General features: G+C 72.8%; 23 protein-coding genes. 16 read left to right on the top strand and 7 right to left on the bottom strand.

The genetic code is table 11. The annotated features are described in order from the left end of the window. A partial coding sequence (locus tag E1182_RS12670; protein ID WP_132264389.1) for a DUF6232 family protein occupies nt 1–342 on the top strand: 342 nt, incomplete at its 5' end. Between the two features lie 69 nt (nt 343–411). Continuing rightward, nucleotides 412–1,140 (top strand): hypothetical protein, encoded by a 729-nt coding sequence (locus E1182_RS12675; protein WP_132264391.1) that lies wholly within the window; start codon nt 412–414, stop codon nt 1,138–1,140. A gap of 3 nt (nt 1,141–1,143) precedes the next feature. Here E1182_RS12675 and E1182_RS12680 read toward each other — a convergent pair whose 3' ends face one another. Both E1182_RS12680 and E1182_RS12685 read right to left on the bottom strand, forming a co-directional pair. Continuing rightward, nucleotides 1,144–2,046, bottom strand: a complete 903-nt coding sequence (locus tag E1182_RS12680; RefSeq protein WP_132264394.1) for a ribokinase — start codon at nt 2,044–2,046, stop codon at nt 1,144–1,146. Between the two features lie 57 nt (nt 2,047–2,103). Further along, nucleotides 2,104–2,943 carry an ABC transporter ATP-binding protein gene (locus E1182_RS12685; RefSeq protein ID WP_132264396.1) on the bottom strand — a complete coding sequence of 280 codons (840 nt, stop codon included), beginning with the start codon at nt 2,941–2,943 and terminating at the stop codon, nt 2,104–2,106. 133 nt (nt 2,944–3,076) lie between these two features. On the opposite strand from E1182_RS12685, the gene E1182_RS12690 reads away from it, so the two are divergent. Genes E1182_RS12690 through E1182_RS12700 form a run of 3 tightly spaced genes read left to right on the top strand, consistent with a single transcriptional unit; the run spans nt 3,077 to nt 6,600 of the window. After that, the gene (locus E1182_RS12690; protein WP_132264399.1) at nt 3,077–4,096 is read left to right on the top strand and encodes an ABC transporter ATP-binding protein; all 1,020 of its coding nucleotides are present in this window, start codon (nt 3,077–3,079) and stop codon (nt 4,094–4,096) included. Next, a complete protein-coding gene (locus E1182_RS12695; RefSeq protein WP_132264401.1) occupies nt 4,093–5,106 on the top strand; it encodes an ABC transporter permease in 1,014 nt (337 codons plus the stop codon). Before E1182_RS12690 ends, E1182_RS12695 begins: the two co-directional genes overlap by 4 nt. A 42-nt stretch (nt 5,107–5,148) precedes the next feature. Then, nucleotides 5,149–6,600: a glycoside hydrolase family 3 N-terminal domain-containing protein gene (locus tag E1182_RS12700; protein WP_132264403.1), complete on the top strand. Its 1,452-nt coding sequence runs from the start codon at nt 5,149–5,151 to the stop codon at nt 6,598–6,600. A 287-nt stretch (nt 6,601–6,887) separates the two neighbouring features. Here E1182_RS12700 and E1182_RS12705 read toward each other — a convergent pair whose 3' ends face one another. Further along, nucleotides 6,888–7,550 carry a GNAT family N-acetyltransferase gene (locus tag E1182_RS12705; RefSeq protein ID WP_132264405.1) on the bottom strand — a complete coding sequence of 221 codons (663 nt, stop codon included), beginning with the start codon at nt 7,548–7,550 and terminating at the stop codon, nt 6,888–6,890. A 215-nt stretch (nt 7,551–7,765) separates the two neighbouring features. On the opposite strand from E1182_RS12705, the gene E1182_RS12710 reads away from it, so the two are divergent. Both E1182_RS12710 and E1182_RS12715 read left to right on the top strand, forming a co-directional pair. Beyond that, on the top strand, nt 7,766–7,966 hold the full coding sequence (locus E1182_RS12710; RefSeq protein ID WP_132264407.1) for a DNA repair protein: 201 nt from the start codon (nt 7,766–7,768) through the stop codon (nt 7,964–7,966). A 111-nt stretch (nt 7,967–8,077) separates the two neighbouring features. Beyond that, nucleotides 8,078–8,596 carry a hypothetical protein gene (locus E1182_RS12715; RefSeq protein ID WP_132264410.1) on the top strand — a complete coding sequence of 173 codons (519 nt, stop codon included), beginning with the start codon at nt 8,078–8,080 and terminating at the stop codon, nt 8,594–8,596. 119 nt (nt 8,597–8,715) lie between these two features. Here the strand turns inward: E1182_RS12715 and E1182_RS12720 are convergent, their stop codons facing one another. The 4 genes from E1182_RS12720 to E1182_RS12735 form a co-directional block, all read right to left on the bottom strand. Further along, nucleotides 8,716–9,999: an AMP-binding protein gene (locus tag E1182_RS12720; protein ID WP_132264412.1), complete on the bottom strand. Its 1,284-nt coding sequence runs from the start codon at nt 9,997–9,999 to the stop codon at nt 8,716–8,718. Between the two features lie 151 nt (nt 10,000–10,150). Then, on the bottom strand, nt 10,151–10,831 hold the full coding sequence (locus tag E1182_RS12725) for a response regulator transcription factor (RefSeq protein ID WP_132264414.1): 681 nt from the start codon (nt 10,829–10,831) through the stop codon (nt 10,151–10,153). Between the two features lie 114 nt (nt 10,832–10,945). Next, the gene (locus E1182_RS12730) at nt 10,946–12,010 is read right to left on the bottom strand and encodes a sensor histidine kinase (protein WP_132264416.1); all 1,065 of its coding nucleotides are present in this window, start codon (nt 12,008–12,010) and stop codon (nt 10,946–10,948) included. A 160-nt stretch (nt 12,011–12,170) separates the two neighbouring features. After that, a complete protein-coding gene (locus E1182_RS12735; RefSeq protein WP_207921380.1) occupies nt 12,171–13,046 on the bottom strand; it encodes a UbiA family prenyltransferase in 876 nt (291 codons plus the stop codon). 285 nt (nt 13,047–13,331) lie between these two features. Here E1182_RS12735 and E1182_RS12740 point away from each other — a divergent pair, with 285 nt between their 5' ends. From E1182_RS12740 to E1182_RS12780, 9 genes are all read left to right on the top strand, one after another. Continuing rightward, a complete protein-coding gene (locus tag E1182_RS12740) occupies nt 13,332–14,042 on the top strand; it encodes a BTAD domain-containing putative transcriptional regulator (protein WP_132264421.1) in 711 nt (236 codons plus the stop codon). Between the two features lie 42 nt (nt 14,043–14,084). Continuing rightward, nucleotides 14,085–14,312 carry a hypothetical protein gene (locus E1182_RS12745; protein ID WP_132264423.1) on the top strand — a complete coding sequence of 76 codons (228 nt, stop codon included), beginning with the start codon at nt 14,085–14,087 and terminating at the stop codon, nt 14,310–14,312. Nucleotides 14,313–14,561: 249 nt separating this feature from the next. Then, the gene (locus E1182_RS12750) at nt 14,562–15,569 is read left to right on the top strand and encodes a glycosyltransferase family 2 protein (RefSeq protein ID WP_132264425.1); all 1,008 of its coding nucleotides are present in this window, start codon (nt 14,562–14,564) and stop codon (nt 15,567–15,569) included. Beyond that, a complete protein-coding gene (locus E1182_RS12755; RefSeq protein WP_132264427.1) occupies nt 15,569–16,603 on the top strand; it encodes a lysylphosphatidylglycerol synthase transmembrane domain-containing protein in 1,035 nt (344 codons plus the stop codon). Before E1182_RS12750 ends, E1182_RS12755 begins: the two co-directional genes overlap by 1 nt. A 149-nt stretch (nt 16,604–16,752) precedes the next feature. Further along, complete coding sequence (locus E1182_RS12760; protein WP_207921381.1) at nt 16,753–18,081, top strand: aspartate aminotransferase family protein; 1,329 nt, start codon at nt 16,753–16,755, stop codon at nt 18,079–18,081. Between the two features lie 2 nt (nt 18,082–18,083). Beyond that, nucleotides 18,084–19,124, top strand: a complete 1,041-nt coding sequence (locus E1182_RS12765) for an NAD(P)-dependent oxidoreductase (RefSeq protein WP_132264454.1) — start codon at nt 18,084–18,086, stop codon at nt 19,122–19,124. Nucleotides 19,125–19,143: 19 nt separating this feature from the next. Beyond that, entirely contained in the window at nt 19,144–20,187 is a 1,044-nt protein-coding gene (locus E1182_RS12770) for a UbiA prenyltransferase family protein (protein WP_243706195.1), read from the top strand. Nucleotides 20,188–20,224: 37 nt separating this feature from the next. Then, nucleotides 20,225–21,280: a glycosyltransferase family 2 protein gene (locus E1182_RS12775; RefSeq protein WP_132264431.1), complete on the top strand. Its 1,056-nt coding sequence runs from the start codon at nt 20,225–20,227 to the stop codon at nt 21,278–21,280. Next, complete coding sequence (locus E1182_RS12780; protein ID WP_132264433.1) at nt 21,277–22,500, top strand: endonuclease/exonuclease/phosphatase family protein; 1,224 nt, start codon at nt 21,277–21,279, stop codon at nt 22,498–22,500. Before E1182_RS12775 ends, E1182_RS12780 begins: the two co-directional genes overlap by 4 nt. The last annotated feature ends 28 nt before the right edge of the window (nt 22,501–22,528 follow it).

Here is a 22,528-nt window from a genome sequence, read left to right on the forward strand (position 1 = left end):
GTGCTGGGCCGGGGGGTGCTGGTCCTGCTGCTGTCGCTGCCGCCACTGGTGGCGCTGGTCTGCGTCGTTTCGCTGCTCTGGTCCGCACAGGACCGGGGAAACTGGACGGTGGTGCTGGTCATCCTGGCCGGCTGTGCGGTCGCGGCGCTGGCCCTGGCGCCCTTCCTGGAGTTGCCGCTGGGCTGGCTGGACCGCTCCTACGAACGCGGCAACCGGGTGCACGAGCTGTGGGTGCGGCACCACGGCACCGAGGTGATGCTGGTGCGCACGCCGGACGCGTTGCGGTTCGGGCAGATCTACCGGGCCGTGCAACGCGCCGTCGAACAGCACCCCGGGTCGTGACGCCGGGCGGTCCGGTCCGGCCGGCTGTCGTCGCCGACGCGAGCAGCGGTGACGACGCACACTGGTGTCATGGCTATTCCCCTTCCCCGGCCGGGTGACGTCGTCGGCCGCACCCGCTCCGCCCTCGACCAGGCGTTCGGTTCGGCCGCCTCGTTCGCCGCCGTGCCGGCCCGCGCGTTCGCCGTACTCGACGGGGTGGAGGCCCTGCTGGCACGGATCAACGGGGTGGTGGACCGGATCGAGGGCACCCTGGACCGGACCGACCAGGTGCTCACCGACGCCGAGACGGCGGTGCGGGAAGTGGCGGTGATCAGCGCCGCCGCGACGACCGCGATCGACACGGCGACCGAGGTGGCCACGGCGGCGGCGACGGTGGTCGGCGAGGCGGACCGGGTGGCCCGGGCCGCCGCCGTGCTGGTCGCCGAGGCCGACGCCGTCGCCGCCCGGGCCGCCGGCACGGTCGCCACCGCCGAGGGGGCCGCCGCCACCGCGGCGGACCTGCTGACGGCGTACGAGCCGGCGCTGCGCCGGGGAGCGCCGATGGCGCACCGGTTCGTGGCCGAGCTCAGCCAGGAGGAGGTGACCGCCGCGATCCGCCTGGTGGACGAGCTGCCGAAACTCAAGGCACACCTGACCTCAGACATCCTGCCGATCCTGGCCACCCTGGACCGGGTCGGCCCGGACCTGCACGACCTGCTCGACGTCACCCGCGATCTGCGGCTCGCCGTCGCCGGTATCCCCGGCCTCGGCATGCTGCGCCGCCGGGGCGAGCGGATCAGCGACGAATCCGGCGAGTGACCCTCAGTCGGCGGCCGGGGTGTAGAGGGCGTCGATCTCCGAGCGGTACGGCAGCGCCACCGAGGCCCCGAGCTTGCGGACGCAGGCGGCACCGGCGGCCGCCGCCCACCGCACCGCCTCGAGCACCGCACGGCCCTCGCCCCAGGCCACCGCCAGCGCCGCCGTGAACGCGTCACCGGCGGCGGTGGAGTCCACCACCTCCACCTCAATCGCCGGGACGTGCACGTCCGCGCCGTCCCGGTCGAGGTACCAGGCGCCCTGGCCACCGAGGGTGAGCACCGCGCGGGGCACCAGGTCCAGCAGCGCCCGCCGCTGCTCCCGGCCCTGGCCGGTGAGCGTCTGCGCCTCGGTCTCGTTGACCACCAGCAGGTCCACCGCCGCCAGCAACTCGGCCGGCACCTGCCGGGCCGGTGCCGCGTTGAGGATCACGCGGGTGCCCGCCTCCCGGGCGGCCACCGCCGCCGTGGTCACCGTCTCGACCGGGATCTCCAGTTGGGCGACCAGGACGTCGGCCTGGCGTACCGTGTCCAGCTCGCCCTCGGTGAGCCCGCGGAATGCCTCGTTGGCGCCCGGGACCACCAGGATCGAGTTCTCGCCGACGGCGTTCACCAGGACCAGCGCCACGCCGGAGGCCCCGTACACCACCCGGAGCTGGCCGGTGTCCACGCCGGCGGCGGTGATCCGGGACCGCAGGGTCACCCCGAAGGCGTCCGAGCCGATCGCGCCGAGGAAGGTGCAGGCAGCGCCCGCCCGAGCCGCGCCGACCGCCTGGTTGGCCCCCTTGCCGCCGGGCACCATGACGAAGTCGTTACCGAGCACGGTCTCGCCCGGACGGGGCAGCGCCGGGCCGGCGCCGACAAGGTCCATGTTCGCGCTGCCCACCACGACAACTCGGGTCTGCCGCACCACAACCTCCCTGCCCTGACCTGCACGTCGGCTGCGAGTCTAGGACCGCCGTGCCGGTCAGGCCGCGCGGGCGGTGTACCGCTCGCCGTGCCGCTGCACGACCAGCGGCAGACCGAAGGCCTTCGAGAGGTTGTCGCCGGTGAGCGTGTCGGCGAGCAGACCCTGCGCGACCACACCCCCCTCGCGCAGCAGCAGCGCGTGGGTGAAGCCGGGCGGGATCTCCTCGACGTGGTGGGTGACCAGCACCAGGGCGGGGGCGTCCGGGTCGTACGCCAGCTCGGCCAGCCGGGCCACCAGGTCCTCCCGGCCGCCCAGGTCGAGCCCGGCGGCCGGCTCGTCGAGCAGCAGCAGTTCCGGGTCGGTCATCAGGGCGCGGGCGATCTGTACCCGCTTGCGCTCCCCCTCGGAGAGGGTGCCGTAGGCACGGTCGGCGAGGTGGTCGATGCCGAACTGACCGAGCAGGGCGCGGGCCCGGGTCTCGTCGGTGCGGTCGTAGCTCTCCCGCCAGCGACCCACCACCGACCAGGCGGCGGTGACCACCGCGTCGCTGACCCGCTCGTCGGCGGGCAGGCGCTCGGCCAGGGCCGCGGTGGACAGGCCGATACGGGTCCGGAGCTCGTTGACGTCGGTCCGGCCGATCCGCTCGCCGAGCACGTGCGCCGTGCCGGTGGTCGGATGCAGCCGGCCTGCGGCCAGGTTGAGCAGGGTGGTCTTGCCGGCGCCGTTGGGACCGAGCACGACCCAGCGTTCGTCGAGCTCGACCCGCCAGTCCACGTCGTGCAGCAGCGCGGCACCGGCGCGCTGCACGCCGACGCCGTCGAGGCTGACCACCAGATCCGCGTCCACGGGCAGGGGGGCGGGGGCGCCGGCGGCGCCGGGGATCAGGTCACCAGTCACCGCTCCATCCAACCACGCAACCCGCGCGGTGCCCCCCACGGGCGGTGCCCGCGGCTTAGGGTGGAGCGCCGTGTCGTTGGTCACCAACCCCTGAAGGACGGCCCATGCCCGACCGTTGTCAGGACCGCCGCGGATGAGCGCGGTCATCGAGATCGAGGGACTGCGCAAGACGTACCGCAGCGTCCGCAAGGGACGCCGGGTCGCGGTGGACGGCTTCGACATGCTGGTCGAGGCCGGGCAGGTGCACGGCTTCCTCGGCCCGAACGGGTCCGGCAAGACGACCACCCTGCGCGCCCTGCTCGGCCTGGTCACCCCGGACAGCGGCCGGATGAGCGTCCTGGGCGAACCGGCGCCGGAGCGGCTGGTCCGGGTGGCCGGGCGGATCGGCGCGATCGTGGAGAGCCCGCAGTTCTTCGGCAACTTCACCGGTCGCCGTACGCTGCGGCTGCTGGCCGTGGCGGGCGGGGTGCCGACCGCCCGGGTCGACGCGGTGCTGGAGCAGGTCGGCCTGCACGAACGCGGCGACGACCGGGTGAAGGGCTACTCGCTCGGCATGAAGCAGCGGCTGGCCGTCGCCTCGGCCCTGCTCAAGGAGCCGGAGCTGCTCATCCTGGACGAGCCGGCGAACGGGCTGGACCCGGCGGGCATCCGGGAGATGCGGGATCTCGTCCGGTCGCTGGCCGACTCCGGGGTGACCGTGGTGATCTCCAGTCACATCCTGGCCGAGATCCAGCTGATCTGCGACCACGTGACGATCGTCTCCGACGGCCGGCGGGTGGCGGCCGGGCCGGTACGGGAGGTGCTGGCCGGCTTCGACCGGCACGAGTGCCGGGTCCGCGTGGCCGAGCCGGAACGCGCGGCGCAGTTGCTCCGGGAGGTCGGGATGTCCGTTGCCGTGCACGAGGGGGTGCTGGCGGTCGGCGGAGCGCAGGAGCCGGAGCTGATCACCCGCACCCTCGGGGAGCAGGGGCTGTGGGTCGGCGAACTGACCCCGATCCGCCCCGACCTGGAGAGCGTCTTCCTCGAACTGACCGGCAGCACGCCCCATCCGGCGCTACCGCGGCAGGTCGGCGGGTCCGTCCTGCCCGCAAAGGAAGCCGACACCCCGATGATCGACCTTGGCGTGACCGGTGACCGGGGGGTGGGCGCGTGAACCTCGTCCGTGCCGAGGTGGAGCGGCTGGCCGCCCGCCGTTTCGCGCAGTTGATGCTGGTGCTGCTGGCGCTGGCGTTCGTCATCACCGCCGCGACCACCGTGGTCGGGTCGCACCGACCATCGGCGCGGGAACTCGCCATGGCCCACGCGGAAGTCACGGCGGCGATCAACAGCATGGAGGTCGAGCACGAACGCTGCCTGGCGGTGAAGGCGGGCCAGGTGCCGCCGGACGAGAACGCCTACCTGCCGCGCGACTGCAGCGAACTTGACCCGGTGCTGCGGGAGCGACTGCCGGTGGTCGCCGACTACCTGAACGGGGTGTTCGTCTTCGCCCAGCAGGCCGAACCGCTGACCATCATCCTGATCGCCTTCCTGCTGCTGTTCGGTTTCCTGGTGGGGGCCTCCTACATCGGTGCCGACCTGAACTCCGGCGGCGTGGTCAACCTGCTGCTCTGGCGACCGGGCCGGCTCGCCGTGCTCGGCGCGAAGCTGGGCACCCTGCTCGGGGTGATGGTGCTGCTGTCGGTGCTCGCCACGGTGGTCTACCTCGGCACGTTCTGGCTGATCGGCCAGACCGCCGGGCTGCCGGGCCAGCTCGACGGGGAGTTCTGGCAGAAGCTGGCCGCGGGGTACGGGCGGGGTGTGGTGCTGGTGCTGCTGGGCTCCGCGTTGGGCTTCGGGATCGCCACGCTGGGCCGGCACACCTCGGCGGCGCTGGGCGCCTTCGCCGCGTACGCCGTGGTGTGGGAGTTGGGCGCCCGGGTCGTCTTCGAGATCCTGGACGTGACGCGGATCGAGCAGCTGATGCTCTCCACGTACGTGGGGGCCTGGCTGGCCGGCAGGATCGAGTTGTTCGACGGTTCCGCCTGCTCCGACGGCCCCGGCTTCGCTGTGTGCGACGGCACCTACACGATCACCGCAGGGCCGGCGCTGGCCGTGCTGCTGGCCCTGACCGGCGCGGTGACGGTTGCCGCCTTCGCCACGTTCCGCCGGCGGGACCTCATCTGAATCGGGCGGGGGCGGTTCGGCGCGTAAGGGGGCCACAACACGATGCGACCGGATCCAGGGCTGCGCCGCCTCGCGTTGGGCACGTTGCTCGCCGCGTACCCGGGGCCGGTGCCGCCGGGGTGGGCCGTCGACCTGGTCGGCGAGGGGCTGGCCGGGCACACCCTGTTCGGCGGCAACGTCCACGACCCGGCGCAGGTGGCGGCGAGCACCGCGGCGCTGCGCGCCGGCCGCACCGACGTGCTGGTGGCCATCGACGAGGAGGGCGGTGACGTCACCCGGCTGGCGCACGCCACCGGCAGCCCGTACCCGGGCAACGCGGCGCTCGGCGTGGTCGACGACCCCGTGCTGACCCGACAGGTCTACGCGGCCCTCGGCGCGGAACTGGCCGTCCTCGGGGTGACCGTCGATTTGGCCCCGACCGTGGATGTCAACAGCGCGGACGAGAATCCGGTGATCGGCACCCGGGCGTTCGGCGCCGACCCGGCCCGGGTGGCCGCGCATTCCGCCGCCGCCGTCGTGGGTCTTCAGTCGGCCGGGGTGGTGGCGTGCGCGAAGCACTTTCCCGGTCACGGCGCCACCGTCGCCGACTCGCACCGCGAGCTGCCCACGGTGGACGTGTCGCCGGCCGTGCTACGCGACCGGGATCTGCCGCCCTTCGCGGCGGCGATCGAGGCGGGGGCGCGGGCGGTGATGACCGCGCACATCCGGGTGCCGGCCCTGACCGGGGACGGGCCGGCCACCTTCAGCCGGGCGGTCCTGGTCGACCTGCTGCGTGGCGAGTACGGCTTCACCGGCACGGTGATCACCGACGCGCTGGAGATGAGGGGCGCGACGCTGGCCGCCGGTGGGGTGGCGCCGGCGGCCGTCAGTGCCCTGGCCGCGGGGGCGGATCTGCTCTGCCTCGGCGCCAGGGTGGACGCCGCGCTGGTCGAGCAGGTGGCGGGGCAGATCGTCGCGGCGATCGGGGACGGCCGGCTGGAGCGGTCCCGGGTGGAGGAGGCGGCCGGTCGGGCCGCCGCGCTCGCCGCCTGGACCCGGGGCGCCGGCACCGCACCGGCCGCCCCCAGCGATCTCGGATACGCCGTCGCGCGCCGCGCGGTGCGCGTCGAGGGAGACGTCGGCGGGCTGGTCCGGCCGCTGGTGGTACGGCTGCACGCCGCCACCAACCGGGCTGGGGGACGGGTGCCGTGGGGCCTCGGCCCGCACCTGGCCGGCCTGGCGGAGCTGCGGATGGTGGCCGCCGAGACCGACCCGGCGGAGCTGGGCCGGCTCGCCGGGGACCGGCCGATCGTGCTGGTGGGGCGACACCTGCACCGGCTGCCCGGCGGCCCGGCGCTGGTCGAGGCGCTGGCGGCGGCGTACCCGGTGACGGTGGTGGAGATGGGCTGGCCAAGCCGGTGGCGGCCGGCCGGCGTACGCGCCTTCGTCAGCACCTTCGGCGCGAGCCACGCCAACGGTCGCGCGGCGGCCGAGGTGCTCGGCCTGACCGACTGAGGGCGACGGTCCACCGTCGGGGCCCAGACCATTCAGGCACGCTCCGTCACCGCACCGACCACCCCCGCAGGGCATCCCACCGCAGGTCAAGTCCACTACCGGACACTCCCGATCGAGCGGGTACCTCTTGCCGAGCAGACAATCTCTACGTAGCGTCACCAGCAGGACCAGTCGGCGGGATGCCGGCTCACGGCGGGCCTGGGGGAAGCTGCGGACCGTGGATTCGGCCCGGAATCCACGGTCCGCTCCTGCCGTGGGCCGGATGACGTGCCGCAGCCGCGAGGTCGTCACGGCGGATAGACACCGAACGACCGCCAGCCCCGGTCGGGGAAGCCGGCCGCCGCGGCGACCCGGGCGGAGGCGACGTTGGCCGGGTTGTGCCGGTACGTCGGCACCGCCCCCTCGTCGAGCACCCGCCGGGCGGCCTGCGCCACGAGCCGGCGGGCCAGTCCCCGGCCACGTGCCGCCGGCACCGTGCCCACCGCGAGTTCGTGGCCGTGCGCGTCGTGCCGCTTGACGCCCACGCCGGCCAGGTAGCCGCCGTCGGCGTCCCGGACGACCAGCACCTCCCGGTCGAACAGGTGCAGCCAGGACGGGAGGATGGGGTCGGCGGGATCGGTCCACTCCCCCACGTCGGGCAGCGGAGCGGGTGCGAGGCTCCACCGGAAGGTGTCGTGGTGGACGACCCACCCCGGCTGGCCGACCGCGGCGGGAAGCGCGGCCAGCAGGCCGGCCTCCAAATCCCGGGCCAGGGCCCGGATCGCCGCGACCCGCTCCGGGGGCACGGAGAGCACGGTGCTGTCGCCGGCACGTACGGCGATCGCCGGGCGGAGCCGGCCGTCCCAGGCCGGTCGACCCCGCCGTCGGGAACCCACGACGTGCAGACCCGGGCCGGCGGGCCACTGACCGAGCCAGGTGACCAGATGCAGGTAGAGCCGGCGGTCGAGCACCGCAGACCTCCCTCACCCCGATCTGGTACGACCAACCGTGATCACGGTACGCCGGACCGGCCGGCGGGGCTTGATGATCGGGCGGGCGGCAGCGGTTCGGACCCCGACCGCCGGGGTACCGGTACCGGCACCGCGATACACAGAATTTACCGGCATCGATCGATCGTCATATCGATTTCCATACATGTACAACTTTCCTTGGGATGGTAATGGTCATGCCGAAGCAACCGAATGACCGGTACCAGCAGGACAGTGAGCGGGCGTGGCGGCCGGCGGAGGCCGCCGGGCGATTCCCGGGCCAGCCGCCGTACCAGGAGGCACGGACCGGACACGGGGCGCAGGCGACACTCTCGTGGAGCGACCTCAACAGCCTGCCGGCCGGCACCTCCTCCCGGCGCGGCCTGAGCACCCACTGACGAGGCGGGACAGCGGCGACACACCCGGAGCGTCCAACAGCGGCCTTCGCACACCTGTCGGGTAGCGTCTTCTGGTCCGAGTTCCGGCCAACGACAGGAGAAGCTCCGCGCATGGGCAAGAAGACGATCCACGTCTCCGACTTCAGCGGCACGGTGTTGCGGCCCGACGACGACATGGTCAAGGTCGTCGTGCTCGAGCACCCTGACCTGGTGGCCGGGCCCGTGCAGCTGGACGCCACACCGGCCGAGGTGGAGAGCATCGACGACGCGGCGCTGGACGTCGCCGTGGTGGAGATCCACGACCGGCACGGCCAGGGTGAACCGCGCCGCGTGGTGCTGACCGCCAGCGAGTTCGACGCCATGGCCACCGACACGCCGATGGCCCAGTTGTTGAAGACCGCCGAACGGGTCCGCCCACCGAAGGCGCGCAAGACCGCGGAGAAGCCGGACTACGGCACCATCGAACACGCCGGGAAGCCGCACCGGGGCCGGGTCACCGAGGAGGAGGCCCAGTTGGTGCGGGAGCGGCTCGACGAGGTCAACAAGCGGCTCGCCGACGCCGGCATCCGGCAGATCGACCCGGCCGACCCCGAGCACGCCGCCCGGTACGGTTTCCCCACCCCGTCCTGACAGCTACCCGTCGGCGGCCGGCGCGGAACTCCGTGCCGGCCACCGACGACACCGGCCGCGCCGGGGGCGGCCTGCTTGCCGGCCCCATGCTCCTGCCGATGCCGGTCGGAGCGGTCGACTCACCCGGCCAGCGGCTCGACCGGCGCGAACCGGTGATCGGAGAGCCGCCGGGCCAGGATGCCGGTGCGGAACATCAGGCCGCCCTCCACCGGACCCAGCGGGTCGGGCAGGAACCGGCTCATGGTCAACTCGGGTTGGTCCAGGTAGCCGGCGGCCAGGGTGGCGCCAGCGACGTACAACTCACCGACCTCACCAGGCGGCACCGGACCGAGCTGCGCGTCGAGGACGTACCGCCGAACCTGCGGCAACGGCGCGAGGTCGCCGGTACCCGACAGCACGGTCGCGCACAGCATCGAGGTCTCGACGAAGCCGACCACCTCCACCTCGTCGGGCGACCCGCCGGCACGGTCGGTCCGCAGCCGCCACCGGCGGGCGACGGGCGCGATCGGCGCTGGCCCGATCCGCTGCGGATCGGCGGATCCTCCGCCCGCCCGCTCGGGCAGGACCAGCTCCGCGCCGGTGAGCAGCGCGCGCAACGCCACCACCGCCGTCGCCGGTGTACCGGGAGGGAACGGGGGCAGCAGCCGGTCACCCCCGCCCGTCGAGGGTAGGCCGCAGTCACCGGCGAGCCAGGCCAGCTGCCGACCACGCCACACCACGGCGGGGACGCCGGGCCGGGACGGCAGCATCACCAGCGATGCCTCGGAATCGTCCGCACCAGCGCCCACCGCCGGCTCCAGGGCGGCACGGGCCTGCCACGCCGTACCGGTCACGCCCACCCAGCGGGCCACCACCATCGACCACCTCGGCGACGCGGCCACCGACCCGGCCGGAAGCAGGACAAGGCCGGGGCGCGCTTCCGCCAACGCCGCGTCCGGCCGGTCACCCACCGACAGCACACAGGTGGCCCCGATGACCAGCACCGCGAGCGCGGCGGCGACCAGGTCCGCCGTGACCGGCCCGGCCACACCGACCCGCTCACCCGGGCCCACACCCGACTCGGTCAACCGCCCGGCCAGCTCCTCGACCAGTTCCCAGAGCTGCCGGTAGGAGACCCGCCGGTCTCCCGCCGACAGCGCCGGGGCATCCGGCTGCTCTCCTGCCGCCTTGTGCAACAGCCCCACCAGCGTCGCGGACGCGACCGGCGACAGCCGCCCGTCGCCGGCCCGCGCCGCCCCGGCGCTGCGCAGCTCCGCCACGTGCCGACCGCACGCCTGGATCGTGCCGGCGAACGGAACGACGCGCCAGCCCTGCGGCGGGCGTCGGCCGATCGGCCAGACCGCGAACTCCCTGGCTTCGGTGGCCACCAGTTGGAAGTAGCGGGGCTCCTTCCGCCCAACCATGTGATGCTCCCAGACTCCCGACCCGGAACAGGCGTTTCCGACCGATGGCGCACGGCCCGCCCACGCGGACGAGCCTCGACGACATCCGACCCGACGAACCTAGGCGACGGCGGTCATGGCCCGGTCACACCCGCCGACCGTCCACTGACGGTCAGGTGATGGGCTGGTCGTCCATCGGCTTGATCAGCCGGGCGGCGGTCGCTTTCCGGATGGCGTCCACCCGGGACACCGCCTGCAACTTCGCGTAGATGTTGGTCAGATGCCGCTTGACGGTGGCCTCGGTGATGAACAGCCGGCTGGCGATCTGCGCGTTGCTCATCGCCTCCGCGATGAGGCGGAGCACCTCCAGCTCCCGGGCGGTCAGCGGAGTGCCGTTCGTCCGGGGCTTCTGCCGGTCCAGCCGTTCCACCGTCTCCCGCGACACCGCCAGCAGGACGCTCTGGCCAGGCCGGCGGACCACCGAACGAACCGCGGCGACCAGGTCGTCCCGCAGAATCGTCTTCAGCAGGTACGCGACCGCGCCGGCCTCCAGCAACTCGTGCACCATGTCCGGGTCGTCGTGCATGGTCAGCACGATCACCCGGGTCTCCGGCGCCATCCGGCGGGCCTGGCGGATGATGGCCGACGCGCCCGGCCCGGGCATCTCGACGTCGAGCAGCAGCACGTCCGGCCGCAGCCGGACGACCAGGGCCAGCGCCTCCGGCCCGGACGACGCCTCGCCGACCACCGCGAACTCCGGTTCGGTGGAGAGCATCTCCCGGATGCCGTCGCGGAGCAGGTTGTGGTCGTCGGCCAGGCACACCCTGATCTGGGGCCGGGAGAACCCGCTCACAGGACCACCTCAGTTCGCGACTGCGGGGCTCGCAGAACCGGCTCACTCCTCGCGCTCACAGGACCACCTCAGTTCGCGACTGCGGGGCTCGCAGAACCGGCTCACTCCTCGCGCTCACAGGGCCGCCTCGGAGAACGGGATGTGGACCTCGACCCGGGTGCCCCGGCCGGGGGTGCTGGTCAACTCCAGGACACCGTGCAGGAGCAGCGCCCGCTCGTACATCGAGGGCAGGCCGCCCCGTGCCCGGTCGGGGTCGCTGGTGTCGAAGCCGCACCCGTCGTCCACCACCGTGGCGGCGACGGTGGTGGCACCCACGTCGACGGAGAGCTCCAGTCGGGTGGGCTCGGCGTGCCGCAACGCGTTGCGCGTCGCCTCCCGCATGATCAGGTACAGCTCCTCGAGCACGTCGGGCGGCAGCACCTTGAGGTCGCCGGTGGTGGTGATCGAGAACTGCACCGAGGCGGGGGCGTTGGCTTCCAGGTAGGCACGCAGGGTGCGTTCCAGTCCGTACTCGCCCACCGACCGGCGCAGCTCGGCGGAGAGGTGCCGGACCGTCCGCAGCGCCTCGTCCAGTGACTCGATCGCCGTGTCGATCTTGGCTCGGGCCTGCGCCGGATCCCGGTCGGCGTAGTGCCGGTGCAGGTCCAACTGGTGCAGCGTCAGGCCCATCTCGTGCAGCACCCGGTCGTGCAGCTCGCGGGCGATCCGCGTCCGTTCCTCCTGCCGGGAAGCCTGGAGCTTCTCCATCAGGAAGGCCACATAGGACATCGACGCCAGCGCCACCCGGGCCATGATGGCCTCGTGCAGGGCCCGGCTGATCCGCAGCGCGCCGGCGCTGTCGGTCGGCGGCAGGTCGCGGGTGATGACCGGCAGCATGACCTCGAACAGGGTGGTCGCCGCGCGCAGCGACTGCACCGGGTGGATGCCGCGGCGGGCCCGGTCGGCACCGATGTTGACGTTGAACAGCCGCGCCTCGCCGACCAGTTCCAGGGGAGACGTCTCGGAGACCGTCACCCGGGCGGCGACGTCGTCGAGCACGGCCTGAACCTGGACCGCCAGTTGCGCCAGCACATCGGGACCCTTGATCAGCTCACTGCCCTGCCGGCGCAGCGACTCCTGGAACGCGTCGACGATCTCCCGCGCCGTGGAGGACAGTTCGGCCTCGGCTACGGGCTCCATTGCGTACGGCTTCGCCACGGATCCCCCCGCTGTCTCGCCCGAGGCTACCACGGTAGCGCCCACGTCGCGGAGCGTAGATTGTCCGGTGGCCGACCTCCGATTGTCCACAACGGAGAGCACCCGGCGGCGGACGGAGACACGCCCGCCGCCCGTCGGTGGTTCAGTACAGGAACAGACCCAGCACCGTCAGGTGGACCGCGTACTGGCTGGCCATGAAGATCCGGTACGGCCGCCGCTGCCGCCGCCGGTCGGCGGCCCCCGCCCCGGTGAGCACGCAGCCGACCACCGCGCCCGCACCCACAGCCAGCACGGTCGCCGGCACCAGCAATGCCGGGGCCACCAGCAGGGCACCGGCCAACAGCACGTTGCCGGCCACCACGACCAGCCCGGCCATCAGCCGGCGGGCACCGCGGTCGCCGAGCAGCACCGGCAAGGTACGCCGACCGGCCGCCCGGTCACCGGCCACGTCGGACAGGTCCTTGGTGGTGCCCGCGAACGCCATCCACAGCGACATGGCCACCATCACCACCACCAGGTCGGGGGTGACCGGGGCGCCGGCAGCCGCGCTCCCGGCCAGGTAGGTGACGATGCCACCGGCGGCGACCACCAGGACGAAACCCAGCATGTTGCCCTTCTGCGGGCGAGGGCCGGCCGAGTACGCCCAGCCGAGCGCCAGCATCAGCGCCACCAACGCGACCATCCGCGCGGAGACCGCGCCGGCCAACGCCAACGCCACCAGGGCCAGGCCGACCACGATCCGCCGGGCGGCGCGCACCGGCAGCGCCCCGGTGGCCAGCGGCCGGGTCGAGCCGTTTCGGCGGTCCTCGACCTGATCGGACAGCCCGTTGAACAGGTAGACGCACCAGGTCGCACCGAGCCAGGCGAGCGCACCGAGCAGCAGGGTCGCGGGACGGGCGACGATCCCCTGTGGGGCGGCGACCGCCACCCCCGCGAAGAACCGCAACTGAAAGACGACCTGGACGACGGGGCGGGCCTCACGCCAACTCGCCGACACCTGCCGACCAACCTCCGCCACGGCGGTGCGGACCGGCGCCAGCGGCCGGCCGACACCTTCGACACGGAAAGACCGGTCGGGCCGAATTACCGAGTGATAGGTCATACCAAAATCGTGGCGGCGGAGCGCGTTTCCCGGTTCATCCGTGGCACTGAGTCGGCATACGACCATGGTCGTAGGAGCAGTACCACCAACCGGCACCTTTCCCGCCGGTGCAGAACCCGCCACCTTGGCCACCGCAACGCCGCTGTCTACGGTCGAACCGTCGTTCCCGACGAGGGGTTCGACGGAGTACGGCGGTGCCAGATGTCGAACAACGTAGAATCGTCGAGCGTCGAGCTGCTCGGCGAATTCCGGATCTCCATTCATGGTCGTCCCGTCACCAACTGGCGGGCCGGCAGGTCGCGGGCGCTGGTGCAGTACCTGCTGGTCCACCGGAACCGGCCGGTCAGCCGGGACACCCTGCGCGAGGCGTTGTGGCCACACCTGCCGCCGTCGGCCGGCGCCACCTCGGTCAAGGCCGCGGTGCACGGCGCCCGACGGGCGCTGGGCGAGGCCGCCGACCGGCCGGCACCGCTGCAGATCTGTTCCGTGGACGGCGGCTACCTGCTCCGCACGGACCAGCTCTGGATCGACGTGGCCGCGTTCGACCGGCTGGTCAGGGCCGCCACCGCCGCCGTCGCCAGCGGCGACCACGAGGGCGCCGCCGGGCACTTCCGGCACGCGGTGGCGATCTACCGGGGTCCGCTGCTGCCGAACCAGGACGCCGAGTGGGTGGTGACGGAGCGCGAGTGGCTCCGGACGCAGGCCCTGCACGCCCTGCGCTTCCTCAGCGACCGGGCGCTGGGCGCCGACGACCCGTGGACCGCCATCCACTGGAGCCGCCGGGCCCTGGACGTGGATCCGTACGACCAGGCGACCTTCGCCGTGATGGCCGACTGCCACCGCCGGCTCGGCCTCGGCGCGCAGGCGCGGCGCTGGGACGACCTGGCCGCCAACCGGCTGGCGGAGGTGTGACCGCCGCCGGGCACCGATCGGCGTACGACTGGAAGGAGCAGCATGACCATCACGACCTCGCTGGAGCACCCGGCGCGCACCACGCCCCGGGTGGTCCGGCCGGCAGGAGCCCGCCCCGTCGAACGACCGGGCACCGGGCTCGCCCCGCCCGCCCCGCCGCCGTCGCTGCGTAGCCGTTGTCGCGGGCGGTTGTTGCGGATCCAGCAGTTCCTGCTGGGCACCGTCGACGAATGTCCGCCCATCCTGCTGCACCTCACACAGCGAAACTGACCCCACCCACCACCCGTATCCGAATCGGGGGTCGAGGGCGTCCCGCACGTCGCGCAGCCGCGTGCGGGACGCCCTTTTTCCGTGCCGTGCGAATACGCATTTGGTCGTAGTACTCCTGCCACCTTCGAGGAAATCCCACACGGATCGGGATCCGCCACCTTGGCCAACGATCCACCCGTCCCTAACGTCGTGGGCACCGATATTCCTGGACGTCCTTTCCGGACGTCGAATGCGAAAGGGAGAGGCCGGATGGCCGCGGATCAGCAGACGGTGTCGGTGATCGTGCCGAACTACAACTACGAGAAGACGCTGGGCGCCTGCCTGGACGCCGTGTTCGCGCAGACCCACCGCCCGTACGAGGTCATCGTCGTCGACGACGGCTCCACCGACCGGTCCCGGGAGATCGCGGCACGCTACCCGTGTCGCGTGGTCTCAGGCGGCGGCAACCAGGGCGTGTCGGCCGCCCGCAACCTCGGTGCCCGCGAGGCGCGCGGCGAGATCCTCTTCTTCGTCGACTCCGACGTGGCGCTGCGGCCTGACGCGATCGCCAACGCGCTGGCGGTCATGGCCGCCGACCCGGAGTGCGGCTGTGTGCACGGCACGTACGACACCCGGCCGCTCTACGACGACGGGCCCATCGAGCACTACAAGGTCCTGCACGCGCACTGGTGGCGGCGGCGCAGCGTGGGCCGGGTGAACACGGCGATCTTCGCGCTGGCCGCGGTGCGGCGCTCGGCCTTCCTGGCGGCCGGGCCGTTTCACGAGGGGCTACGGGACGCCGAGGACGTCGAGTACAGCGACCGGCTCGCCCGGGTGACCGGGATCCGGTTGACCGACACCGTGGTCGGCCGACACGACGACTGCGCCGGATTCCGGGCGATGCTGCGCGAACAGTACCGGCGCTCGCTGCCGCTGGCGGCGTTCGCCGGGGCACACCGGATGCGCTCCGGCAGCGTCGCGGTCAACCCCGCCCTCGGCGTGCTGACCGCCCCGCTGGTGCTCGCCACGCTGCCGTTGGCGCTGGCCCACCCGGCCCTGCTCGCCGTGCCGCTGGCCTGCTTCGGGCTGTTTCTGATGGCCGACCCGGGCCTGCTGCCGTTCGTCCGCCGGGAACGAGGGCTGGGCTTCCTGGCCTGGTTCGTCGGCGTACACCTGGTGGCCCAGCTGGCCATCGTGGCCGGCGTGGCGGCCGGCTTCGCCGCCCGGCTGCGCGGCGCCGGCACGCCACGGCCGCTGACCCTGGCGGAGGGCCGGTGATGAGCGGCCGGCGGAGCTGGCGGCGGGTGCTGCGGGTCGTGCTGACGGTCGCCTTCGTGGCGGCGGTGGTCGGCGGGGTCGCGCTGGCCCTGCGCGGACAGCAGTGGTCGACGCTGGGTCGGTTGCTGCGGCCGGAGACCATCCCCTGGTTGCTCGGCGCGTTGCTGGTCACCTCGGTGGGGCTGCTCTGCGGAACCCGGGCCTGGCTGCTGACCCTGGCGGCGGTCGGCTCCCCGGTGCCAACCGGTGCCGGGATCCAGATGTTCTTCGTCGGCTTCCTCGGCAAGTTCGTCCCCGGCCGGTTGTGGGGCCTGCTGGCCCAGATCCGGCTCGGCGAGAAGGCCGGGGTCAGCCGGGCCCGGATGGCCGGCACGTACCTGGTGAACCTGGTCGTGGTGCTGCTGACCGGAGGTGCGGTCGGCCTGCTGGTGGCCCCGGCCGTGCTCGACTCCGGGCTGGCCTGGCTGGTCCTCCCGGTCGCGCTGCTGGTGGTGCTGGCCGGCTGGCCCGGCGTGATCGACACGTTGGTCGGCCTGGCTGCCCGGGTGACCCGCCGGCCCCGCCCGGCGGCGCTGGACCGGCCCGCGGACGTACGCCGCTCGATCGCGTGGCAGAGCCTGTCCTGGGTGCTCTCGGGCGCGCACCTGTGGATTGTCGCGGTCCTCCTCGGCGCGGACGCCCGCGCCGCCCTGCCGGTGGCCGTCGGCGCGTTCGCCCTGGCCACCACGGCCGGCACGCTCGCCCTGTTCGCGCCGGACGGGGCCGGCGTACGGGAGGTGACGCTGGTCGCCGCCCTGGCCACGGTGCTGCCGCTGCCGGCGGCGGTCACCGCGGCGATCGCCAGCCGGGTGCTCACCACCCTCGCCGAGGTGCTCACCGCCGCCGTGGCGTTGGCCGCCGTCAGCATCCGGGACCGGAGGCGAGCCGCCGTCCCGGACCGGACGCGAGCCGCAACCACGGCGCACCGACCGGCGCACCCGCCGACCCGGCGACCGGCCGAGCCCGAGGCTCGGCTGACCCCGACACCGGGCTGACCCGTCAGCCCACCCGACTCACGAATCCCGCTGTCCGAAAGGAAGACCCGATGTCCGAGCTACTGACCATCGACGACGCGGAGCAGCTCTCGGTCGACCAGGTGCAGGACCTGTACCGCCGGTACGTCAACAAGAGCCAGGTCAGCCTGATGACCTCGTTCGGCTTCGGCCGGGAACTGGTCGACCACGCCCAGGGCGCCTACATCCACACCCGCGACGGGCGGGCGATCCTGGACTTCACCGGTGGCGTCGGGGTGCTCAACCACGGCCACAACCACCCCCGCATCCTGGCCGCCCGCCAACGCTTCCAGCAGAAGCAGCGGATGGAGGTCCACAAGACCTACTTCTCGCCGTACCTGGCGGCGCTGTCCCACAACCTGGCCGCGGTGATGCCCGGCGACCTGGACATGTCCTTCCTGCCCAACTCGGGCGCGGAGGCGGTCGAGGGCGCGGTCAAGCTGGCCTACAAGTACCACGGCGGCAAGCGCAACACGATCCTGCGCAGCGACATCAGCTTCCACGGCAAGCTGCTCGGATCCGGCAGCCTGACCGGGAGCTCGCAGAACCACTTCAAATTTCCCGGGATCCCGGGCGTGGTCAGCTTCCCCTACGACGACCTGGACGCGGTGCGCGCGGCGGTCGACGCCACCCGGGACCGTCGGGGCAGGTGCGACGTCTACGCGATCCTGATCGAGCCGTTCAGCGCCTCGACGATGCGCTGGTGCTCGGAGGAGTTCCTGCGCGGGCTGCGGGAGCTGTGCACCCGGGAGGACATCGTCCTGATCTTCGACGAGATCTACACCGGGTGGGGCAAGACCGGCACGATGTTCTACTTCATGCGCTACCCGGGGCTGATCCCGGACGTGGTGACCACGTCCAAGTCCTTCGGCGGCGGCAAGTCCTCGATCTCCGCGTACGTGGCCCGCCGGCCGATCTTCCACAAGGCGTACGAGAGCCTCAACGACGCCCTGTTGCAGAGCACCAGCACCACGTACTACGGCTTCGGCGAGGAGACCGCCACCGCGATCGAGGCGATCAACGTGGCCGTCGAGGAGGACTTCCCGGCCCGGGCCCGCGACATCGAGCGGATCCTGGCGCCCGGGCTGGCCCGGATCGCCAAGGAACACCCGGACGCGGTCAGCGAGGTCCGTGGCGCGGGCGCCCTGTGGGGGGTGTTCCTCGACGCGCCGCGCGCCCTCGACGCGGTCGCCAAGCTCGCGCCGGGCGGCCTGGCCCGCGACCCCCAGTTCGGTACGAAGCTGGTCACCTGCGCGGTGATCAGCGCCCTCTACCGAGACCACGACATTTACACGTATTACACGCTCAACGGGAAGAACCCGCTGGTGGTGGGGCCCCCGCTGGTCGTCGACCCGGTCGACGTGGAGCGCTTCGTCGACCGTCTCGACCAGACGCTCGCCCAGGGCCTGCCCCGGCTGGTCGCCCGTTTCGTCAAGGAGAAGGTGTCGTCGCTGTGGTGAACATGAACGGCAAGACGGTGGTGGTGACCGGCGGCAGCGGAATGCTGGGCGGCCACCTGGTACGGGCGCTGGCCGACGACGGTTGGCAGGTACGCAGCCTGGACGTCCGGGAACCGGTCGAGCCGGTGCCGGGGGTCAGCTACACGGTCGCCGACGTGCGCGACGTCGAGCGGGTCGGTGCCGCCCTGCACGGCGCGGAGGCGGTGGTGCACACCGCCGCCGCCCTGCCCAGCTATCCCGAGGACGAGATCCGGTCGATCATCGTGGGCGGCACCGAGACGGTGCTGGCCGCCGCGCAACGCGGCGGTGCCGAACGGGTCGTGCACGTCTCCTCGACCGCGGTGTACGGGCTGCCGAAGATCGTCCCGACCACCGAGCGGTACCCACGCGAGCCGGTCGACCCGTACAGCCGGGCCAAGGCCGGCGCCGAGGAGGTGGCCGAACGGTTCCGGGCCCGCGGGATGTGCCTGCCGATGCTGCGACCCAAGACCTTCCTCGGGCCGGGGCGGATGGGGCTGTTCTCGATGCTGTTCGAGTGGGCCGAGGAGGGCCGCAACTTCCCGGTGCTGGGCCGTGGCGACGTGCGGATCCAGATGCTGGCCATCGACGACCTGGTCGACGCGGTGCGCACCGTCCTGGCCGCGCCGGCCCCGGTCGCCAACGACACGTTCAACATCGCCGCCGACCGGTTCGCCACCATCCGGGAGGATTTCCAGGCCGTACTGGACGCCGCCGGCCACGGCAAACGGGTCGTCTCCATCCCGGCCCGCCCCGCCGTCGCCGCGCTGGAGCTGCTGCAACGACTCAAGCTCTCGCCGGTGTACGGGCGGCTGATCCACAAGCTGCTGGCCGACTCGTACGTCAGCGTGGACAAGGCCCGCGACGTGCTCGGCTGGACCCCACGACTGTCCAACCGTGACGCGATCCTGCGCACCTACGACTGGTGGCGGGCGAACCGCCACGTCGCCCCGACCTCGGCCGGCCGGACCAGCCGGGATCCCTGGAAGCAGGGCGCCCTCGGCCTGGCCAAAGCCGTCTTCTGAACCGGTACCGGAGGTTATCGTGACTGTCCTCGTCGACCCGCCCATGTTCGGTGGGTCCGCGCCGACCGGCTCCACCGCCCTGGCGGCGGACGCCCGCACCGTCGGTCAGCCCGCCGCGACCGACCCGACCCACTCATCCTCCCCCGTCGTCCGGCGGGCCAGCGGCCCGACCCTGGTACGCGACCTGCTCACCCTGATCAGACCGCACCAGTGGGCCAAGAACCTGCTCGTGGTGCCGCTGGTGCTGATCGACACGCCACGGCTCGGGCTCGGTGTGCTCGGCCGGGTGGCCTGGGCGGTGCTGCTGTTCACCATGGTCTCAGCCCTGGTGTACGTGTGGAACGACGTCTACGACCGGCACCGCGACCGGGCCCACCCCACCAAACGGCACCGCCCGGTCGCCTCCGGCCGGGTCAGTGTCGGCGTCGCGTACGCCTTCGGTGGCCTGGTCGCCACCGCGCTGGTCACGGCGGTGCTGTCCGGACCGGCGTTCCCGTGGTGGCCGCTGGCGGTCTACCTGGCGTTGAACGTCGCCTACAGTCGAGGGCTGAAGCACCTGCCGCTGCTGGACGTGCTGGTGGTCGCCGGCGGGTTCCTGCTGCGGGTGGTGCAGGGCTACCTGGCCGCCGGGGCGGCCGTGTCGAGCTGGCTGCTGGTCTCCGTGTTCGCCCTGTGCCTGCTGCTCATCCTCGGCAAGCGGCGCCACGAGATGGCGGTCGGTGGCAGCGCCCACCGGCCCTCCCTGGCCGGCTACTCGGTGCAGTACCTCGATCTGCTGATCGTGCTCTGCGCCGCGGTCACCATCAGCGGGTTCCTCGGCTACGTGCAGGAGACCATCCCCGCCCCACACCAGGCCCTGGCGCTGGTCGGCTCGACTCCGTTCGCGCTGTTCGCCATCGCCCGCTACCTGCAGGTGGTCGTCGTCGACGGAGACGGCGGCGAACCCACCCGGGTGTTGCTGCGGGACCGGGCGATGCTCGTCAACGCCCTGCTGTGGGGGGCGCTGCTCGGCGGCGTCCTGCTGGTCACCCAGCACCCGGCCGCGCTCGATTTCCTTCCCTGACCCCCGCCCCTGCTGCGACGCGACTAGGAGAAGACCGATGACGACCCCGACCACGAACCCGCTGGTCTCGGTGATCATTCCGAACTACAACTACGGCAACTCCATCGGCCAGTGCATCGACGCCGCCCTCGGGCAGACGTACCAGCCGCTCGAGGTGATCGTCGTGGACGACCACAGCACCGACGACTCCCTGGCGAAGGCCCGCCAGCGGGACGTCACGGTGCTGCAGACCCCGCGCAACAGCGGAGTGGCCGTCGCCCGCAACACGGGTGCCGCCGCCGCCCGCGGCGAGATCCTGTTCTTCGTCGACTCGGACGTGGCGCTGCGGCCGGACGCGGTCGAGAAGGCGGTCGCCGAACTGGCCGCCCACCCCGAGTACGGGGCGGTCTGCGGCATCTACGAGGAGGAACCGCTGATCCGGGACAGCATCGTCGAGGAGTGCCGGGTGCTCCAGGCGTACTGCTGGCGGATGGCGTCCCTGGGCGAGGTGAGCTTCCTGTTCTCGTCGCTGACCGCCGTTCCGCGCCGGGTCTTCGACGAGGTCGGCCCGTTCAATCCACGATTGCGGCAGACCGAGGAGGTCGACTACGGCGAACGGATGTCCGCCCGCTACCAGATCATGGTCACCGACCGGGTACGCGGCTGGCACGACGACGACGACAAGCTGTTCCCGCTGCTGCGCAAGCTGTTTCGGCGGGCCCGGCTGCGGGTGCCGCTGTTCGCCCGCCGGCGCCGGTTCGCCAAGGGCTTCGAGAGCCCGGCCCGGTCCTTCGGCACGGTCGCCGCGCTCGGCGTGCTGGCCACCCTGCCGCTGGTCGCGCTGCACCCGGCGTGGCTGCTGCTGACCGCCGCGCTGTTCGGGGTGTCGCTGTCGGCGGACGCCGAGATGTACCGGCACGTGCGGCGCAGCCGAGGGGCCCGCTTCCTGACCGTCTTCACCGGCGTGGCGTTCCTGACCAACGTGGCGATCGCCGCGGGCATCGCGGTCGGCGCCGTGCAGTGGCTCTGCTCGGGCAGCTTCCGCCGGCTCTACGACGCCGACTGGTCGGCCCGCCGCAACCCGGCTGCGGACCTGGTCGGAACCGCGGCATGAGCGTCCTGCTCGACCCCGCCCCCGGCGCGGCGCGCACCGCGCCGGGGGCACCCGGGGTCACCGCCGACCGCCCGGCCACCGGCCGGGCCCCGCAACCGACGACGCCCACGACGGCCGGACGCCGGTGGGACCGGAAGCGCTGGCCGCGCCGGACCCGGCTGCTGGTCACCCTGGTCGCCGCCTGGGCCGTGTTCCTCGGCGTGTTCCTGCTGCTGACCGGCGAGCACTGGTGGTGGCGGTTGGTCGAGTTGCCGCCGCCACTGTTCTTCGCCGCCGTCCCGATGCTGCTGCTGGCGCTCGCCCCGCTGGCCCGCCCCGTGCGCTGGCGGCTGGCCGCCGCCGCGCTGTGCTGCCTGGCCATCGGCCTGGACCTGGCCGGGTTGAACCCGCACGCGCTGCCCGGCGTCGGCGGCGTCACCCCAGCCCCGCCGGGAGCGCTGCGGGTGTTCTCCTGGAACACCGAGTACTGGCACGACGGGCACGACCCGCAACGGTTCTACGACCACCTCGCCGCCCAGCGGGCCGACGTCTACCTGTTGCAGGAGCACGTCGGCTGGGACCTGGCCGGGCACCGGCCGATCCGGGTGGACCACGTGGCCGAGCTGCGGGCGCGCTTCCCGGAACACCACGTGGTGGCCACCGGCGAACTGCTCACCATGTCCCGCTACCCGATCGCGGCGTGGCGGGGACTGGACGGCTGGCCGCACCTGGCCGACCCCGCGCGGCACGGCACCCCGGCCGGCTCCGACTTCTCCGACTACTACCGCTACAAGGTGCTCCGCACCGACCTGACGGTCGGCGACCGTGTGCTGTCGGTCTACAACGTGCACGTGCCGGTGCAGCTGGACATCTCGATGGACCCGACGTCGGCGGAGTTCACCGAGTTCATGCGCGCCCAGCAGGACCGTCGACAGGCTCACTACCGGGCGCTGCGGGCCGATCTCGCGGCCAACCCGTACGGGCGGCTCCTCGCCGGCGACTTCAACGCCACCTCGGCGATGGGCGAACTGCGTGACCTGGCGGCTCGGCTCACCGACGCGGCCGTCGCCAGCGACCGGCTCCACCCGGTCTCGTGGCCCGACAGGTCGCCGAAGTGGCGGCTGGACTGGGCCTTCACCGACGGCCCGGTACGCAGCCACGAATACCGGATGGTTCCGGCGTACGGCATGTCGGACCACTCCGGACAGCAGGTCGTCGTCTCCCTCGTCGAGCCCCGCTGAGCACCCGTCCCGGGTTGCCCTGCTCCGC

This window comes from Micromonospora sp. KC721 (genome assembly GCF_004348355.1).
GTDB lineage: Bacteria > Actinomycetota > Actinomycetes > Mycobacteriales > Micromonosporaceae > Micromonospora.

Excerpts from the sequence above, each read along its gene's own strand:
- E1182_RS12740 (WP_132264421.1), top strand. The coding sequence starts at position 13,332 with ATGTCGAACAACGTAGAATCGTCGAGCGTCGAGCTGCTCGGCGAATTC.
- E1182_RS12730 (WP_132264416.1), bottom strand. The coding sequence starts at position 12,010 with ATGGAGCCCGTAGCCGAGGCCGAACTGTCCTCCACGGCGCGGGAGATC.
- E1182_RS12690 (WP_132264399.1), top strand. The coding sequence starts at position 3,077 with ATGAGCGCGGTCATCGAGATCGAGGGACTGCGCAAGACGTACCGCAGC.
- E1182_RS12715 (WP_132264410.1), top strand. The coding sequence starts at position 8,078 with ATGGGCAAGAAGACGATCCACGTCTCCGACTTCAGCGGCACGGTGTTG.
- E1182_RS12780 (WP_132264433.1), top strand. The coding sequence starts at position 21,277 with ATGAGCGTCCTGCTCGACCCCGCCCCCGGCGCGGCGCGCACCGCGCCG.
- E1182_RS12775 (WP_132264431.1), top strand. The coding sequence starts at position 20,225 with ATGACGACCCCGACCACGAACCCGCTGGTCTCGGTGATCATTCCGAAC.
- E1182_RS12720 (WP_132264412.1), bottom strand. The coding sequence starts at position 9,999 with ATGGTTGGGCGGAAGGAGCCCCGCTACTTCCAACTGGTGGCCACCGAA.
- E1182_RS12765 (WP_132264454.1), top strand. The coding sequence starts at position 18,084 with ATGAACGGCAAGACGGTGGTGGTGACCGGCGGCAGCGGAATGCTGGGC.
- E1182_RS12760 (WP_207921381.1), top strand. The coding sequence starts at position 16,753 with ATGACCTCGTTCGGCTTCGGCCGGGAACTGGTCGACCACGCCCAGGGC.
- E1182_RS12710 (WP_132264407.1), top strand. The coding sequence starts at position 7,766 with ATGCCGAAGCAACCGAATGACCGGTACCAGCAGGACAGTGAGCGGGCG.
- E1182_RS12745 (WP_132264423.1), top strand. The coding sequence starts at position 14,085 with ATGACCATCACGACCTCGCTGGAGCACCCGGCGCGCACCACGCCCCGG.
- E1182_RS12675 (WP_132264391.1), top strand. The coding sequence starts at position 412 with ATGGCTATTCCCCTTCCCCGGCCGGGTGACGTCGTCGGCCGCACCCGC.
- E1182_RS12755 (WP_132264427.1), top strand. The coding sequence starts at position 15,569 with ATGAGCGGCCGGCGGAGCTGGCGGCGGGTGCTGCGGGTCGTGCTGACG.
- E1182_RS12700 (WP_132264403.1), top strand. The coding sequence starts at position 5,149 with ATGCGACCGGATCCAGGGCTGCGCCGCCTCGCGTTGGGCACGTTGCTC.
- E1182_RS12750 (WP_132264425.1), top strand. The coding sequence starts at position 14,562 with ATGGCCGCGGATCAGCAGACGGTGTCGGTGATCGTGCCGAACTACAAC.